Genomic DNA, 16,538 nt, shown 5'->3' on the forward strand with positions numbered 1-16,538 from the left:
TGCGATTATAACCTATCGTTCGACGGTACAGAGAACGGATATAAATCCATGTTATCACATACCATCAACCAATGAAGCTGAACCCGAAATACAAGGCCGTCTGTTTTGATATGGATGGAACATTGCTCAATACGAAAGTCGATTATGTCAAGATGGCGAATGTTGCATTCGATGAGATGGTCAGACTCGGGGTTCCGGAGACTGCGATCGATCGCAGCGAGAGTTTCAAATTCAACATAGATTCCGGCATTGAATACCTTAAGAAGCACAACAAGGTCGAGGACATCTACAAGATAGGGGCCAACATATCCAAGATGGCACGTGACATCGAGATGGAGAGGGTGGATGAGGCTAGACCATTCGATGGAACGAATCCATTGTTGGATCTGATCCATTCTTTCGGCCTATCCACTGGTGTATTGACTAGAGGGTGCAGGGAATATGCCGAAGCCGTATTGAAGAAGTGTGATTCACTGAAGAGGATAGATTGTCTCATCGCAAGGGATGATTACCCAGAGGAGGAATCGAAACCTTCGCCTATTGCGATGCAGCACATGGCAGATAGATTGAATGTGAAGACGAATGAGATACTCTATTTCGGTGACCATGGTATGGACTACAGATGCGCCAAGGATGCGGGCACCGATTTCATAGCGGTCACCACTGGTGCATTCAGATCGGATGATTGGATGAAAGAGGGCGTGAAGGTCGAATTCGATTCGATCACCGATTTCTACAGATCATTGATGGCATGAATGTGAAGTAGCAGATTCCAAATCAACACTGATGTAATACTTCAGATGGACCCTTCTCGTTAAACTTCATCTCTGATTCACACTGATGACCCGATCGACATCAACGATAGTAGAATGATCATTATCGGTATCCAGACCAATATTCCTAATATGCTCCAAACGAGTGCGTGAGTTGTCGGATTCTTCGTATATGGGCCATCGTTACCGTTGTAGACCAGTACTGCGACTATGACTCCGATGAGTCCAAGGAACATCCCTAGCAAGAATGGACCCAAAGTCGATGGTTCTTTCGGCATCCGATTGTAGACGGGATACGGTGAAGCGTACGTTGAGGGCACAAGACCGACCTTGCTTCCGCAATCAGGGCAGTATGCCGCACCATCCGGAATCTCTCTTCCGCAATACTGACAGTACATAATCTCAGATGCTTCTGCGTTCTCATAAAGTTTTCTTGAACATAGCTATCCATTACCATGGAGTTAGAAAACAACATGATCCCAGAATTTCAATCTCAGCTCACGCTATCAGGATTCATTGTCGAGCGCTCAAGCTCTTGTGGTAATAGGATGATAAAGTGGTGCAAGGGACGAGATTTGAACTCGCGGACCACTAAGGACTAGCCCCTCAAGCTAGCGTCGTTGGCCATGCTTGACTACCCTTGCAAGCATACCCCCGATTAGAACGTAATTAATAAGCTTTTGGTTTTAACAACGTTCAATCGAGGATGTTTTCCACATTATTTCCAATTCATGCCAATTTTTCAGCCAGATCGGATAATTCCACCATCTGTTCATCCTTCATTGCTGACCTTATTGTTATCCTCGGACGTACGAGTCTCACACCTTCCATCGATGAGAATATCCTCTCTATCTCCGCACCTGCTGCAGGAGCCCATGATCCGTTCTCGATCACTCCCACATCACGGGATGAGTACCTCTTGTCCTTCAATTCCAAGAGGAAATTGGCCATCACAGGGAATATCCCTGCTTCGTATGTGGTCGTTGCGACCACCATCTTGCTGTAGAAGAATGCCTTCTCGATGAGATATGATACGTCGGTACGGGCAACATCGATGATCTCGGCCTCGACACCTTTCTTCTTCAGAATATCGAGTAGATCGTATGCAGCCTTCCTCGTGTTACCGTATACGGATGTATATGCGATCAAGACCCCGTTCGATTCTGCCTTGTAATTGGCCCATTTGACGTAATAGTCGACATAGGTTCCAAGATCCTCATTGAGCACAGGGCCATGCAGAGGGCATATCGATCTCACATCCAATGAAGCTACCTTCTCCAGTGCCTTAGCTGCCTGAGGGCCGTATTTCCCGACTATGTTGTAATAATAACGCCTTGCGCCAAGGACCCAATCATAATTCGGATCGGATGGTCCGAATCTTCCGAACGCGTCGGCGGTGAAGAGGATCTTCTCCGATGCCTCATACGACATCATAACCTCCGGCCAATGGACCATCGGCGTTGTTATGAACTTCAATGAATGTTTCCCAAGCTCCAGGACATATCCATCCTCCACGATCAATCTCCTGTCTTCGAATCCCTTCCCGAAGAACTGTTCGATCATCTTGAACGTCCTCTCGTTACCGACGATCTTCATCTTCGGATGCTTGGATGAGAATTCCCCTATGCAAGCGGCATGATCGGGCTCCATGTGGTGTACCACAAGGTAATCGGGCTCACTACCGTCCAAGATCGCGGATATATCCTGTTCCCATGCTTGCGATCTGCGTGCGTCCATCGTATCCAAAACAGCGATCTTCTCATCGGATATCACGTACGAATTGTACGTTACACCATCTGGTATAGGGTATCTGCATTCAAAGAGGTCTAGATCATCATCCTCTTCTGTGATCATCTGTATCGAATCCGACAACTTGGCAATCATGAGGTCGGTATCGCACAGTGATGATTTAATCATGATGTCGTTGCGTTACTGTAAAATATCTACATCCGATAACCCGTGATGTCAGGAGAGGGAGAGCGGCCGACGGTAGGACTGGATCCAGCTGAGGAAGTTCCCTCCTCCAAGGGCAAGATGGACAGGCGTAAGCCTGTACGGCGAGAGTCGTGGCAAGGGCTCAGAAACGACACAGTTCCGGCCATAGGATGATCCACCTGGTGGTGACATTTCCGGAGATTTGGTGAAACGGCGACTCCCCATCGGAGCAAGTTCATACAACGGGGAAGACCTGCCCGGGACCCGTGGGTAGAATGCGAAGTTGAATGCCGCTTTAAACAGAAGGGGGGCTACTACCCTCACCTGACACTTATATCCTCCTATGAACATTGACCGATCATGTTCAAAGCCATCGGATTCGATATGGATGGAACCTTGATCGACAGTGATATCGACTATGCTAGACTGGGGATGGTCGAACATGATGTATTGACATCATTGGGTGTACCGAGCAAGGTCTTCGCCCATATAATGTCCGAGAAGGATATGTTGGTCGCAGGTATCGATTATCTGCATTCGATCGGGAAAGATATCAGCTCTGATGAATTGGAACGCATGGTCAATGAGGAATCCACGAGGATAGAGACGTTGAACATCTCTGGTTCGAAACCGTTCCCGATGGTGAGAGAGCTCCTTGACGAGATATCATCGAAAGGATACAAGATAGGGCTTCTTTCGAGAGGCCACAGAGGGTATGTCCTCAAGACCATGGATAGATTCGACCTTACAGGATATTTCGATGCGATAGAGGCGTACGATGACCATCCTGTCGGTGAACAGAAACCGAACCCTGTGGCCATGGAGTATCTTGCGAAGGGATTGGGCGTAAGAACCGATGAGATGATCTATGTCGGAGATGCTGTGACGGATTATCTCTGTGCTAGGGATTCAGGAGCGGCATTCATCGGATTGGCCCAAAATGAGCACAGCCGCACCATGTGGGAATCATACGATCATAGACCAGAGATTCTCAATAACATATCCGAACTCATCGGACGTTTTTAAAATCAGATAAAGATTGGAAGAGGGAGTTGAACTCCCTCGATTCCATTGTTTTACTCGGTTCCCTTTCCGTATGTGACCTCAAGAGACTCCATCTTCTCTTCCTCGAGCTGGTTGTAGTAGAACCTTCCGAGGTTGGATTCGAATCTTGAGTCCTTGGGTAACAACTTCTTGACACCGACCATGAGCTTCGATGCGACGCCCATGATGTTCTTGTCGAGGTTGATTCCAAACCTTGTCTTTCCGCAGACGAGGTGTCCGGGGTTGACGATGTCGTGGGGATCCATCAATGTCTTGATGTCCCTCATCACTGCAGGTTCATCACCGGGGTGGACAACATCGAGGTTCGATGCGAAGAAGACGCCAAATCCGAGTGAACGACCGCCGTAGAGCATTGCCTTGTCGCCCATGTAAAAGTTGTATGCGAATGCGAGCATTCCGAGCATGCTCTCATCATCCTTGAAGTAGTAAGGCATGAACATCGCTGTGCTGCGGTCAGAGATCATTCCGACGATTCCTCCGGGCTCCATCTTCATTGCTTCGAATCCCTTGTAACACTCGTCGACGAACTCTCCCCAGTGCTGTACTTCCACAACGACCTCTGCGGGGATCGATCCGATACCTGCCTTGCGGCACCTGTACTCGTAGCATCTCTCTTCCCACTCGTGCTCGCAGATCTCGCTTGAGACCTTCCTTCCGCCTGCTTCCTCTACGATAGCATCGATCGTCTTCTCTTCGAGGTCAAGGAACTCGGGTGCTCCCTGAAGTGTGACGAGGAAGAGGTTGGACACATCAGGTGCGTGAAGTCCTGCTTTCCTCTGGTTGTCGAAGTGGTAACTGTCAGACCATGCGATGTGGAGCGGCTTTACGCTGGGGTGGTTGACGATCTTCTGGATAGGTCCGTGCATGTCCTTCAGTTTGTCGAAGTCGTAGCCGAGGTACCTGAGTTCACCCTTAGGGTATACCCTGAGTGTGACTGTGCCTATGAATCCGAGTGTACCCTCTGCACCTGCGAAGAGCTGGTTGAGGTTGTATCCGGACATGTTGTTACCGATGCTGTCGTAACCTGTGTTGATGACCATACCATCCGAGAGGACGACCTCAAGGTTCATGATGTTCTCCCTTGCTCCTCCGTATTTGTATCCGCCGATTCCGATTCCACCGGTGGAGACCCATCCGCCGAGCGTTGCTGAGGGGAATGATGAAGGTGTGGATCCAACGAAGAGACCCTCTGCATCACATGCATCCATGATCTGCTTCCATGTGCATCCTGCCTGTGCTTTGACTGTCATGTTGACCTTGTCCACAGCGATGACCTTGTTCATCTTGGCGGACATGTCGAGAAGGATACCTCCCTCAACGGGCATGGATCCTCCAAGACCCCATGAGGATGCTCCCCTGGGTGTCACTGCGACGCCTGTCTTGAATGCGAGTGCTGCGATCTTGGAGAGTTCCTGTACGGACTCGGGCCTGACGACTACATCAGGAATGTGTTTGAACGCAATACCTGCTTCCTTTGGCAAAGGTGCAAGATCGTGAGCGTAAAGGAGTCTATCCATCTCACCTGTGTTGACATCGTCCTTTCCACAGATCTCAATCAATTTGTTGATGACTTCGGGAGTCACTTTGCGTGATAAGTTTTCTACGCCTTTCATATTCTGTCCCTCACTTTACAGTGTGACTTGATAGTGCTGTAAAATAGATTAGTGTTTATAACCCTTCCTTCCTGAGTATATAAACTAAAAACCTCATGTTTCGAATATAATAAGTTTATTCAATTTTTGGTACGAATTTCGTAAGACCATTTTTTACTAGGATACTTTCCAAAAATGCTGGTTCAGCACGGAAAAGATGCGTTGCACAATTACAATCAGAACATCCGAATCCCTCGACCGCCGGGGTGGAACCATTGTCGGACAACAATTTCGCCAAATCACATTCCGGGATACAGTCTCCGCTGGATTCGAATGCATATACGTCATCGGATGCCATTGTCAGATAATCGATGTGCCACCGCAATCTCTTCTCTTTGGAGATATGCCTATTGATACGCTGGTCCAACCCGCCCATCGCACTGCCCACATAGCAGTAATATCCTTCTTGGAATGGGATTGGACCGATTGAACCTACGTTGACAATGGTATCACATGGGATGTGGAGGAAGAGGACATATGTCCCCTTACGGATCATATGCCCTTCCTGCGATCCTCGTCATCGACCTCTGACTTCGTCTTTATCCTTATGATCGTACTACTGTCATCGATCTTGGACTCTGAGATCCTAGCTATGTCCGTCAGTTTCCTACCATAGACGGTCAGATTATCGAAATAATCCTTGTGTTCGCTATATGGTATCTTGACCCTAAGGCCGTCCAGGTGAAGGACGATGGGTGCAGGTCTGAGACTCATGTCTATCGGCTCATATGTCTCCAACAACTGTTTCAATTCAGCAGGATGGACGAACAGAGGATCCTCCTCGAACATCGCCCTTCTTTTCCTGATGACTTGATCAACGACGTCGGCGATCTCAGTAAGTTTCTTCCTCTCATCCGTGGTCCTCATCCTCTCTGCCTTACGGCCGACACCGGACACGATAGCCTCACAATCCTCATCGAGACCGTCAGGCTGTGGACCACATACTAGGATCACAGGGATATCAATGTCATCGAACAATGCCTTCTTGGATTCGATGCATTGTTTGAAATTACCAAGCATGAACACCGCTGCATCGTATTCCTCGATTATACCCTTCTCTTTGGCTGATATCTGGGAGGTGCTCTTACCTCTGCCTCTTGCAAGGCCCATGACAACAGATATGCCCCCGTATTGTCTGATCTCCTCGGCTATGTCGCATATCGGGTGCGGCATGTGGTGTCTTCCTAACGTACATCCGACCACTGCGATCTCTGTACCTGCGAGGGGAACATTCTTCACTTCGCCTCCGATCTCCCTGCATTTCTCCGACAGCATCTCCTTGTCCTCACCTGGGATGGACATGGTGACAGTGAGAAGCTGTGCGCTCCTCGTCCTCTGCAATACGACGCCGCCAACATCCTCTATCGCTTCGAACAACTCATCCGAACGATAGATGCCTCCATCATACATCATGACCTCGAACATCAGGCAACCTCCTTCATCGACTTGTGCACGCTCACACCCTCATCTATCATCTCTGGATGCATCAGCTCCTCCGTGGCGACTATCGTTATCACGTTGCCATCGGACATGTTGTGTCTGTTCTTGATGCCCTCAGGCATGACCCTCCAGAGTGCACCGATGATCTCTTTCTTTGCTTCCTCTCCAGATGATATCTGGTAATTCGATATGGCCTTCTCATCCCCGCCGTATACGGTGAGATCGAATCTCGTCTGTTGTTCGACCTTATCCCTGCCATAATTCTTCCAGAGTGATGCTATGATCTCGGGAGCATATCTCTCATCGGAGATGGAAACGTGTGTGTCGGATCCTTCCTGCCTCAGATCCGCGGCATCGGAAACGACTTTGTTCGTCGGCTCATTGATCAATCTGACGCTGAATATGAACAGAGGGACCTCTGGTTTGAGCACCAACTTAGCACGATCTATCATCGTTGCCTTGCCGACATCGTTCATGATGTCCTCGAAGAGCTTCTTGTATGCTTCGCATGCATATTCTTCCGTACCGGTCACATCGATAAGCATATGGACACCTCACAGGAATCCTGAACTCAGAAGTGCTCCTCCGACGGCTCCGATGTACTGTGAGTTCGGAGGCACGATAGGTGCCTCTCCAAGGACCTCGCCGACGGCTTTGACAAGTCCGGCATTGAGCGATGTACCTCCGACCTGGATGATCGGATGCCTCACATCGACCTCCTGAAGCTGTTGCTCATAGACCTGTTCGGCCACTGAATGACATGCTGCGGCTGCGACATCCTCGAATGATTTCCCTTCACCGAGTGTCGTGACAAGGTCCTGTATACCGAAGACTGAACAGTATGAGTTCATCTTAGCATTCCTCCAGTCCCCTTTCACTGCATATTTTCCAAGGTCAGCTACATCGATCTTGAGCCTTCTGGCGGTCATCTCCATGAAACGACCGGATGCACCTGCACAGACACCACCCATGGTGAAGTTATCAGGGACACCATCACGGACGGTTATCGCTTTGTTATCCATCCCGCCTATATCGATGATGGTCGCCTCTCCCCTCTGTCTGTCAGCCAACCATACGGCTCCTTTGGAGTTGACCGTCAATTCCTCTTGGACCAATTTGGCGTTGAAATGTTTACCGAGAGTGAAACGTCCGTATCCTGTCGTGCCTATCGCCTCAATATCAGACAATTTCACGCCAGCTTGTTTCAGTGCATCCTCAAGGACAGATGTGGCGGATTCCACCACATTACCTGTGGGCATCCATGCCTTCCCTATGATCTTGTTATCCCTCATGATGACGGCCTTGGTCGTGGATGAACCCGAATCCAATCCTGCGGTCAATCCGGATTGCTTCTCTCTGGCAAGGAGTTCCTTCCTTGCCACTATGGTGACCAATGCCTCCATCCTTGTGAGGAGCTGTGATGCCTTGAGCCTCTCTGTGAACGAGTATGTGACCACAGGGAGTCTTGTGTTCTCTTGGATGAATCTTCTGAGTTCATTCCTCACGAGTGCGGCCTCGGCACATCTGAAGCATGTTGCGATGAACACTGCATCAGCATCGTAGAGTCCATCAGCCAATTGGACGGCACGTGCAATCATCAATTTGAGCTGCGGAGACCTTGGGTTGAAACCGAATCTCTGCACCGCATCATCCACATCTGCAGCGGATACGTCAGGATATACTATCTTGGCACCGACACTGCGTGCGGCCTTCTCTATCTCATACTGAACGCTACTGTATTCGGTTCCGCATGACAACTGTGCGATCTTGATCAACTCGGACATCAATCCACCTCCCTCTTATCATTGAGCTTGTCCAAGAATTCCTTTATCTTGGCAACCACGAGTTTACCTTCTTCCTCATTCTCGGGATAATTGACAGTGACCACGGGTATCCCGCGCCTCTGCAACAGATACTTGACCATGAGGTTGGAACGTTCACAGCCGACACATCCGAAGGCGAACGGTGCCCCTTCCATGACGACAGCGGCATCCGCTTCCTCGATTAGGGGGCCCCATATCGCAAGTCTTCCTCTGATACCTGACGGTACCTCTATACCTGCATATTTGAGTCCTTTGATGACGTCATCCAATGTCACATTCATCGGAGGCATATCTATCTCTATATTGTCCACCCTCTCTTGGAGTGCTGCCATTGTACTGAGGGGCTCATGTCCGAACCTCTCTATCAAATCGAATAAAATCATACTGTTTGGGGGGTCGATGAACACCTTCATTGGTTCGCCTCACATATTTTCTTAAATTCCATTACTGAAAGTTGTTTCTTAGGAGTGGGTTCCTTGATCTCCTCTCCTCTATCCAATGCATCGAGTCCAGCCTCTATGTTGGTAAGGGCCTTCCATTCCATCTCCAATTGGGAATAACCAGGCCTGGTACCATGCTGTGCACGGCATCTTCTTGGGTCGCTCGCGGGATATGCTCTGATCTTCGAGAATATGGCGTTACGATCCATCTCTCTAGCCCTATCACGTACACGCCTCACGACCTCACTAGGCCCTTCGATGAGACATCCGTAGCAGGTCTCCTTCACTGTGATCCTCTCGCCCATGGAGTGGATCGTACGCGAGAGCTGATCCGGTGTTATATTGGATGTGGGCGATATCATGAGAAGTCTTGTTTCTCTCTCTTCACTCATAATCTCTCCTCCGTGACATAGATGACCTCCTCATCATCAGTCTTCTTTAAGAATTCATCAAGGTCATCCTCGAATTTTCCGAAGATGTTCGTACCATATCCCTCCTCACCGGTAGGTCCGTACTCCTTGCTGTCCTCCAACCTTATGCCTATTAGGCCTGCATTGGGTCTTGCCTGATTCGTTACACCGATGTCTCCGCGTTTACACTTCTTGAACGGTTCATCGGGATAGAGCATATGCGCTCTGCTCGGATCGCCTTCGAACTGCACCATGGGCATCCCATCGAACATGAAGAACACCTTCAACGAACCTATGGGCTTATGACTCAAGCCTGTGACCTTCTCGAAATAATGGACGCTCAATGGAGATTTCTTCCTGTCCAAGGATATCCTGTAGATCCTGTCCTTTTTCACAGCGAATGTCTTGACCTTTCCAGCCTTCAATGCATCGATAGTCCTTTCAGGTATCTGTTCGACAACAATCGCATCATCATCGACGTCACCTACCCTTTCCTGCTTCACGCCTCTGGAATCGAGGAATTCCGATGCTTTCTTCTGCGTCATACCGACAGTCAACAAACGAAGAGGTTCTGTCACAACACTGATGCTGCTATCGCCCTTGGCCATCTTGACTATGGGCATACCGCTTATCACGGTACCTGCGTAATTGTGCACCTCTGATAACTGCCTCTTCTCCTTGTAGATGAATATCCTTCCTAATCCGACACCCTGATTCCTCACGGTGACCGAACCTATGTCCCTCACCCTTCTGTCCTCGATCTCCATCGAGATATCCTGATCCTCACTACAGGCCGCATAGCTTCCAGATGTGTCCGATATGTGCATATGACCTTTGTCCGACAGGATCAATACATGCTCCGCACTCTCCGGTGATGATTCGTCGAGCTTTATCCTCACGTGCGTGTCGACGGAATATCCGTCCTCGAGCTTGAATGAGAGATCGGTCGTGACTATGACGTTCTCCGTACTCTCTTCGGATATCAAAGGCTTGACCTCTATGATCCTGTCTCCCTCTTGGAATATGTCCAGGATGTGCCTCCCTTTCGTGATGTGTCCTATGCGACCGCTACCAGCACCATATGATCTCTTATGGTCCTTCCTCGCGATCATCATGTATGTCGTGGAATTATCATTCCCTCCCAATGAGAAGAAACAATCGAAACGCTTGTAGATCCCTTCCGTCTGATCGAACTCTATATCTGTGGAGAATGAACCGAAGGCATCGAGCCTCTCTGTCCTCCATCTCAGGAAGAGTTCGGACATATCACTTACCTTCGATCTCCAGATCTTCGCATCCGGAGTATCGTCAAGATGGATCACCATGCTACCCCTCTCTGTGACGATCTCGAAATCATCGGATTCCTTGACCAACTTCTCGGTCGAGAGGTGGATCGATACAAGCGTATCCTTAACGTAATGCTCGCCGGTCAATGCCGATTTGAGTGTTGCTTTCGATGGCAACTCCTTCTCCTTGCCGTTGACGAGTACCTTCATCTCGACTCCTCCTGTTTAGGGAGCATGCTCTGTACCTTCGAAACGATCTCATCCAACTTATCCTGAGGGCATGAGATCCCTCTTATGACTCCGTTGACAATCTCTATTATGGTCCCTTTGGTGTTCACCTTATCATCGGGTGGCATGACATCCTTCGTCTTCACACCGATGGCGGCGAAATCCTCGAAATCCACAGGACATTGACATACCACTATCGCAGGGATGTCGACATTCCTGAGGATGAGTCTTGCTTTCCATATTATGTGGCTACGGACATTCCCGAGGTGTATCAATGCCACTTTGAATTGTTGTATCCTCTCCACTTCGATCGGATCCAATCCCATACACTGTCCATGGGAGACATCCTCTGCATCCGCAGGCACACCTGCACCCGCGTTAAGGACCAAGACCGACGTGTCGATACCTTCTTCCCTGAGTGCATACGTGATCTCGCACACAGGTTTCGTGATGTGTCTTCTTCCAGGGCCCATGGCGATGGCGACAACATCCCTGCCGCTTTCCGAGATAGTCGCTCTCTGCGCCAAGCCTCCGCCCTGACCCATCCCCATGGATTCACGGCACTCAACGAAACTGAGATGCCTTCCAATCTTCTGTTTCACTGTTGTTCACCATTTTCCAATTCTTTTTCTATCTTGTCGAAACCGTTGACGATCTCTTCCGGCTTTCCTTCCTCGATGACCTTTCCGTTCTTGAAGAGAACGGCACGGTCGCAACAATTGAGGATGAAATCCATGTCGTGACTGACGACGACGAACGTCTCACCGAGGTTGTCCCTCGCATTCAACACGGCTTTGGCGACAGTAACCTTTGTTATCGGATCCATCGTTCCCGTAGGTTCATCCAAGATGACGATACGGGGTTCTTTGATGAGGACCTGCGCGAATGCGACCCTCTGTTGCTCACCGACAGACAATGCATCGGGGTATGAGTACAGGACCTTCTCGATATCCTTCCTTGGGAATCCTACGCTCTGAAGGACCTGTATCGCCTTCACTTTGGCGATCTCGGCAGGCATCGTCATCCCTATGCAAACTGTGAGGTTCTTGAGGATGGTATCGAACGGATACAATGTGTATTCCTGGTGGAGGACACCGATGTATGGTGTCGCCCTTCCCTTGCCCATGAATCCTGATTCGCTCATATCCACCCAATCGTCACCGATCTTGATCTTGACGACACCAGATGTTACTGGAGTCATACCTGCGATCATACGGGATGTCGTGGTCTTACCTGCACCAGAGATACCGACCATCGCGAATATCTCATTCTCCCTTATGGTGAATGATACTCCATCCACAGCCTTCACGACACCTCTCACGACGGAGAAGTAATGTTTCTTCACGTTCTCGAGAACGATGAGAGGCTCTCCGAGCTTGGTATCCTTCCTTCTCTCGAAGTGGTATTCCTCCATGAATTTGGATGTGACGGTCTTAGGATCGCCACTCATGACGACGTTACCTGAGTCGAGCCATATCGCCTCATCCGCCATCTTGTTGATGGCCTCCGGCCAATGTGATGCGAATACCATACAGATGTTGTTCTCGCGCACATATTTAACCAACCTCTCGTGAACGATGTTGGCGGTATACGGATCGAGAGTACCTGTTGGTTCGTCAGCGAGGAATATCAACGGGTTCTTCGCAAGCTGTCTTGCCATGACGACACGCTGTTTCTCTCCTCCTGAAAGGTCACGCGCGATGTGCGTTATCCTGTGAGTCATGTTGACGAATTCCAAGAGCTCGATGGTCTTCTCGATCTTCTCCTTCTCAGAGACCTTGTCTCCGATGGCTTCGAATATGTTCTCCATCACCGTACTGTCTCCGAAGAGAGCGAACGTCCTCTGCAACATGATGGAGATACGTTGTTTGAGCTCCTGTCTGACAGGATCGCGTTCGGGGAGTGCCCAGTAGTCCACCCATTCTGTCTTCGGTTCAGCACCGCATTTCGTACATACGTGACCTGAATACGGAAGGTCAAGGTTTCCACACTTGGGGCATATGTTGACATGATAGAGCACCCTGCCTGAAGTGGGTGCGTAATCATCAGAACCTCTGATCATATGGATCAGAACACTTTTTCCGGCTGCGCTCTTTCCGATAAGACCGAGGATCTTACCGCTTGACAAAGTAGCACTGACATTGTTGAGCACAGTCCTTCCGTCATAAACTTTCGAGACATTCTCTAATTTTAAAAGTTCGACAGATTCATTTGACATAAACAGCGTTATCACTTTTAAATAGATAAAGCGTGCCTTTATCGTGTGTAAAGATTAGTCGCGTTAATATTGGCTACGACTGACAACACCAGAATTGTTATATCCGAACAGAACACTGGATGTATGATGCATCCATCATCCAACGTCAGGATCTGTGGGCCTGCCCCGAAATTCAATGATTATCACATATGGAAATCGATCATGTCCATGGATGTCGATGAACCGATCGGAAGGAAGAAACTATCATCGGTACTTGGCATCGGAGAAGGCAGCACAAGGACGATCCTGAATATCCTCCTCGAGAACAAATACATAGAGATCGGAAAGAGTGGGATCACACTGACAAAGGAAGGGGATGAATACAGAGGATTGATATTCCTGGATGCGAAACCGATCGTCCTACATGACCTCACCATCGGCATGTACAACTGTGCCGTACTGATCAGACATGCCTCCAGAAGGATCTCATTCGGTTGTGAGGAGAGGGATTCGGCAATCATATCGGGTGCGAAGGGTGCTACGACATTGATATGTTCCAACAACCGCCTCATCTTCCCTGGTTCAGATTACCCCGTGGACAAGGATACCGAGAAGATCATCAGAGACATATTCGCGGTAAGGAACGATGATGCGGTGATCATCGGTACGGCAGATTCCTACGAACTCGCGGAATGCGGTGCGATATCGGCCGCATTGAATACGATGGGCGGCCTAAGATTACAGAAAGGCATCAAGGACATCCTATCATCGAGATCATCCACCGGAGAAATATTGTCACTCGCGTTCGCGATACACGAATTGGTAGGTGGACTTCCCGTCTGTGCGAAGAGCAGGGATGACCTTGGTGTGAGAATCGAGAATGGGGTCGTCATCGACAATGCATACACCGGAGAGGTCCTAGAGGATGTCATCCGCACGAAAACGTGCATAAGGAAGATCGCTACAAGTGGACCATATAAAGGTATCAAAGTCGTCGTCACTCCGATCGATCTCGATGGGAAAGCGATCGCAGCCATCGGTGTCGTCGACATAAAGGAGATACTGACGTCCAAAGGGCCTATTGTAACGAAACTTTCCGAGGATAAGGTATTTTAGAACAAGTAAACATACGAGTGAACATGTGTGAAGATGACCAGCATATCAAACTGCTGAAAGGACTCAGAGGTGTCATCGACGCCTTCTACCTCGATGACAAGATCAAAGCAGAGGTACAGGCCGAGGAGAATACCGTGAAGGCCTGCGGAGGAATCACAGTTTGTAATCTAGGTTATATGGAAGCTCTGAAAAGGGAGAAAGTCATCTGTATCGTCAAGGATCCCAGGTTCAGGCCACCGCCAAAACCCACTGTAATCCTGCTTTCAAGTGATGGGAAACTCCTAGGTACCGAAGTCTTCCCCGAGACATCTGCGGAATACAGGAACAGAGACGACGTACTCTGGTTGTCGGATGGTTTCGTCATATTTCCCTATGTTGAGATACCACCAGGAGGTAGCGAATCATTCATCATGCCGCCTGTTCCATTCCCTGAGTTGAATGAGAGCAACGGATGCTTCGATGTCATATCATGCAGTCCTGCGCCTACATGTGACAAGATGATTAGGAAATGGCACGGGATGGAAGATAATGGAAAATACGCATCCATCCTCGTAGCATTCAATACGGTCAAAGGATGATCATCTGACCCCTTATACTGTCAGTATCAAGGGATAATATCACGGAATCCCTTATGCCGTCTATCTGCGACATGAGGATCCCCGATATCTTCTTACCGAATAGGATCTTCTTGACACCTAGAGCTTGATGTGCAGCCTTGTCCAACTTTACTTGCATCGAGATCAATTTCCATTTGGAATAATCTACTTCGATGGAATCTATCGTTCCGACCAACAATCCGTCAGAGGCATATACACTCATACCGATTATCGAATTGATCGAAAGGTAATCCGACCTATCCGCAGTGATCTTAGATCTGACTTCCTCTATTGTGTCATCCAAAAGCACAACATCATTTATCGTGAAATCATCTGGCTGAAGCAAAATCATGGATTTGCCGCTACCGATGTTCAATAACGGCGCCACATTATTGCCACTCTTCACCCTAAGACCCATGATGCTCCAGGATACGGTCTCACAAGAGTAATCTTGTATCTCCCCTAACTTGTACGCATCCTTGGTGATGACATCCTTTCCGATCAGATAATCATTCTCAGCCATCATTCAGTTCACAATCCCTGTCAATATTGAATTAATATTTATCAATACCCGCACTCGATCATTTATTGTAGATGCCTTTTAACGCCATGAGGATCAGGGCTGCCTGCCCATAAGTCATCTCGAATTTAGCATCATCGATATCGATCGTGATAGTGAATTCATCCCTATCTATATGACAATTGGTGACCTTTCCGCCACCTTTGTTATTCCTAAGAAGATCTTTCTCGAAATCTCTGATAGATTTCACTGGAGATTTCCTCCTAACGTTCACTTTACTCTTCCTTCTAAACATATCATCATCTCGATCGATTGTTGTCATGTGGCATAGGTGTAGAAAAAATTAAGATGTTTGTTTCTTGGCCTTTTATTTCATCAGAATAACGCGATAACGCCACCGACTATGATGTTGATCACGATGCCGATAACAATACCGACGAGTGCACCGATCAATGCGGGCACAACGTTCTTCTTGTTGGTGAAATAATAGAACAGCACAACAACGATAAGGATAATCAATCCCAACACGCCGAAGAGCACTGTTGCAAGAAGTCCCAAGATGAAACCAACGAAAGTCGCCGGATCCTTGAGATTGAACGATGTCTTTGCCATCAAATCCCTCCCCTTATTTTATCGCATATTGCGACGATTTCGTAATAAACAGTTCATTGTAAAAATAAGTGTGGGTGGTAAAACATAGAATGTTGAAAAACACGTTCGTTTTTACAAAAAGTAAAAAAAAGGTAAAAAGTGTAAAAGGTTTGGTTTGGTTGAGCGTTCATCCGCCGCCACTGGGTGTAAAGTCAGATATGTCGACGTCCTGAATCTCCTTCGCCAGTTCCTCAACGGACCTAACGCTGGAATCGAAGGACCTCTCTCTGTATTTGAACGAGATCTCCTTATATTCACTTACATCCGCAGGAGTGAGCTTTGAAACATCGTACCAAAGGCCAGTGAAATCGAGCAAAGCCCAAGTCTTACCGTCCTTCTCACGAATATCCACCACTTTCCCAACAGTCGATGTTGGCATGTATTTGTAGATCTCACCCAGTTGCAT

20 protein-coding genes, 1 tRNA gene and 1 other RNA gene are annotated in these 16,538 nt (G+C 48.5%); 5 read left to right on the top strand and 17 right to left on the bottom strand.

Features of this window, described 5'->3' with window-relative positions; all coding sequences use genetic code 11:
- The first annotated feature begins 71 nt into the window (after positions 1 to 71).
- The gene (locus tag ACI2NF_RS07005) at positions 72 to 755 is read left to right on the top strand and encodes an HAD family hydrolase (protein WP_400211271.1); all 684 of its coding nucleotides are present in this window, start codon (positions 72 to 74) and stop codon (positions 753 to 755) included.
- Between the two features lie 77 nt (positions 756 to 832).
- On the opposite strand, the gene ACI2NF_RS07010 is transcribed toward ACI2NF_RS07005, so the two are convergent.
- The 3 genes from ACI2NF_RS07010 to ACI2NF_RS07020 all read right to left on the bottom strand — a co-directional run bounded on the left by ACI2NF_RS07010 (position 833) and on the right by ACI2NF_RS07020 (position 2,690).
- Complete coding sequence (locus ACI2NF_RS07010) at positions 833 to 1,171, bottom strand: zinc ribbon domain-containing protein (protein WP_400149534.1); 339 nt, start codon at positions 1,169 to 1,171, stop codon at positions 833 to 835.
- A 159-nt stretch (positions 1,172 to 1,330) separates the two neighbouring features.
- Positions 1,331 to 1,417: transfer RNA gene (locus ACI2NF_RS07015), tRNA-Leu, on the bottom strand.
- Positions 1,418 to 1,502: 85 nt separating this feature from the next.
- Positions 1,503 to 2,690 (bottom strand): FprA family A-type flavoprotein, encoded by a 1,188-nt coding sequence (locus ACI2NF_RS07020; protein ID WP_400151699.1) that lies wholly within the window; start codon positions 2,688 to 2,690, stop codon positions 1,503 to 1,505.
- Positions 2,691 to 2,740: 50 nt separating this feature from the next.
- Here ACI2NF_RS07020 and rnpB point away from each other — a divergent pair.
- Together rnpB and ACI2NF_RS07030 are read left to right on the top strand one after the other, a co-directional pair.
- Positions 2,741 to 3,034, top strand: an RNA gene (rnpB, locus tag ACI2NF_RS07025) — RNase P RNA component.
- Between the two features lie 34 nt (positions 3,035 to 3,068).
- Positions 3,069 to 3,734, top strand: coding sequence for an HAD family hydrolase (locus ACI2NF_RS07030; RefSeq protein ID WP_400211272.1), 666 nt, complete (start codon positions 3,069 to 3,071; stop codon positions 3,732 to 3,734).
- A 50-nt stretch (positions 3,735 to 3,784) separates the two neighbouring features.
- On the opposite strand, the gene ACI2NF_RS07035 is transcribed toward ACI2NF_RS07030, so the two are convergent.
- From ACI2NF_RS07035 to atwA, 10 genes are all read right to left on the bottom strand, one after another.
- Positions 3,785 to 5,386, bottom strand: a complete 1,602-nt coding sequence (locus tag ACI2NF_RS07035) for an FAD-binding oxidoreductase (protein WP_177971508.1) — start codon at positions 5,384 to 5,386, stop codon at positions 3,785 to 3,787.
- A 115-nt stretch (positions 5,387 to 5,501) separates the two neighbouring features.
- Positions 5,502 to 5,921, bottom strand: coding sequence for a GIY-YIG nuclease family protein (locus tag ACI2NF_RS07040; protein ID WP_400149922.1), 420 nt, complete (start codon positions 5,919 to 5,921; stop codon positions 5,502 to 5,504).
- A complete protein-coding gene (locus ACI2NF_RS07045; protein WP_400147323.1) occupies positions 5,918 to 6,850 on the bottom strand; it encodes a methyl-coenzyme M reductase family protein in 933 nt (310 codons plus the stop codon). Before ACI2NF_RS07045 ends, ACI2NF_RS07040 begins: the two co-directional genes overlap by 4 nt.
- Positions 6,850 to 7,410, bottom strand: coding sequence for a methanogenesis marker 17 protein (locus tag ACI2NF_RS07050; RefSeq protein ID WP_400147320.1), 561 nt, complete (start codon positions 7,408 to 7,410; stop codon positions 6,850 to 6,852). Before ACI2NF_RS07050 ends, ACI2NF_RS07045 begins: the two co-directional genes overlap by 1 nt.
- A 9-nt stretch (positions 7,411 to 7,419) precedes the next feature.
- Positions 7,420 to 8,649 carry a methanogenesis marker 15 protein gene (locus tag ACI2NF_RS07055; protein WP_400147318.1) on the bottom strand — a complete coding sequence of 410 codons (1,230 nt, stop codon included), beginning with the start codon at positions 8,647 to 8,649 and terminating at the stop codon, positions 7,420 to 7,422.
- A complete protein-coding gene (locus tag ACI2NF_RS07060; RefSeq protein ID WP_400147316.1) occupies positions 8,649 to 9,101 on the bottom strand; it encodes a methanogenesis marker 5 protein in 453 nt (150 codons plus the stop codon). The genes ACI2NF_RS07055 and ACI2NF_RS07060 overlap by 1 nt, the downstream gene beginning before the upstream one ends.
- A complete protein-coding gene (locus ACI2NF_RS07065) occupies positions 9,098 to 9,520 on the bottom strand; it encodes a methanogenesis marker 6 protein (RefSeq protein WP_400147313.1) in 423 nt (140 codons plus the stop codon). The genes ACI2NF_RS07060 and ACI2NF_RS07065 overlap by 4 nt, the downstream gene beginning before the upstream one ends.
- Entirely contained in the window at positions 9,517 to 11,034 is a 1,518-nt protein-coding gene (gene mmp3, locus ACI2NF_RS07070) for a methyl-coenzyme M reductase-associated protein Mmp3 (RefSeq protein WP_400211273.1), read from the bottom strand. The genes ACI2NF_RS07065 and mmp3 overlap by 4 nt, the downstream gene beginning before the upstream one ends.
- Complete coding sequence (gene mcrC, locus ACI2NF_RS07075; RefSeq protein WP_177971613.1) at positions 11,031 to 11,654, bottom strand: methyl-coenzyme M reductase I operon protein C; 624 nt, start codon at positions 11,652 to 11,654, stop codon at positions 11,031 to 11,033. The genes mmp3 and mcrC overlap by 4 nt, the downstream gene beginning before the upstream one ends.
- Positions 11,651 to 13,270, bottom strand: coding sequence for a methyl coenzyme M reductase system, component A2 (atwA, locus tag ACI2NF_RS07080; protein WP_400152335.1), 1,620 nt, complete (start codon positions 13,268 to 13,270; stop codon positions 11,651 to 11,653). Before atwA ends, mcrC begins: the two co-directional genes overlap by 4 nt.
- A 123-nt stretch (positions 13,271 to 13,393) precedes the next feature.
- Here atwA and ACI2NF_RS07085 point away from each other — a divergent pair, with 123 nt between their 5' ends.
- The gene (locus tag ACI2NF_RS07085; protein WP_400150292.1) at positions 13,394 to 14,365 is read left to right on the top strand and encodes a DUF2111 domain-containing protein; all 972 of its coding nucleotides are present in this window, start codon (positions 13,394 to 13,396) and stop codon (positions 14,363 to 14,365) included.
- 23 nt (positions 14,366 to 14,388) lie between these two features.
- Entirely contained in the window at positions 14,389 to 14,943 is a 555-nt protein-coding gene (locus tag ACI2NF_RS07090; protein WP_177971610.1) for a hypothetical protein, read from the top strand.
- Here ACI2NF_RS07090 and ACI2NF_RS07095 read toward each other — a convergent pair.
- From ACI2NF_RS07095 to ACI2NF_RS07110, 4 genes are all read right to left on the bottom strand, one after another.
- Positions 14,933 to 15,487: a hypothetical protein gene (locus ACI2NF_RS07095; RefSeq protein WP_400211274.1), complete on the bottom strand. Its 555-nt coding sequence runs from the start codon at positions 15,485 to 15,487 to the stop codon at positions 14,933 to 14,935. The genes ACI2NF_RS07090 and ACI2NF_RS07095 overlap by 11 nt on opposite strands.
- A 55-nt stretch (positions 15,488 to 15,542) precedes the next feature.
- Positions 15,543 to 15,776: a hypothetical protein gene (locus ACI2NF_RS07100; RefSeq protein WP_400151860.1), complete on the bottom strand. Its 234-nt coding sequence runs from the start codon at positions 15,774 to 15,776 to the stop codon at positions 15,543 to 15,545.
- An 80-nt stretch (positions 15,777 to 15,856) separates the two neighbouring features.
- The gene (locus tag ACI2NF_RS07105) at positions 15,857 to 16,093 is read right to left on the bottom strand and encodes a hypothetical protein (protein ID WP_177971607.1); all 237 of its coding nucleotides are present in this window, start codon (positions 16,091 to 16,093) and stop codon (positions 15,857 to 15,859) included.
- Positions 16,094 to 16,259: 166 nt separating this feature from the next.
- Positions 16,260 to 16,538: a DUF2098 domain-containing protein gene (locus tag ACI2NF_RS07110; RefSeq protein WP_177971606.1), complete on the bottom strand. Its 279-nt coding sequence runs from the start codon at positions 16,536 to 16,538 to the stop codon at positions 16,260 to 16,262.

The sequence above is a fragment of the Candidatus Methanarcanum hacksteinii genome, from assembly GCF_964305265.1.
Lineage (GTDB): Archaea > Thermoplasmatota > Thermoplasmata > Methanomassiliicoccales > Methanomethylophilaceae > Methanarcanum > Methanarcanum hacksteinii.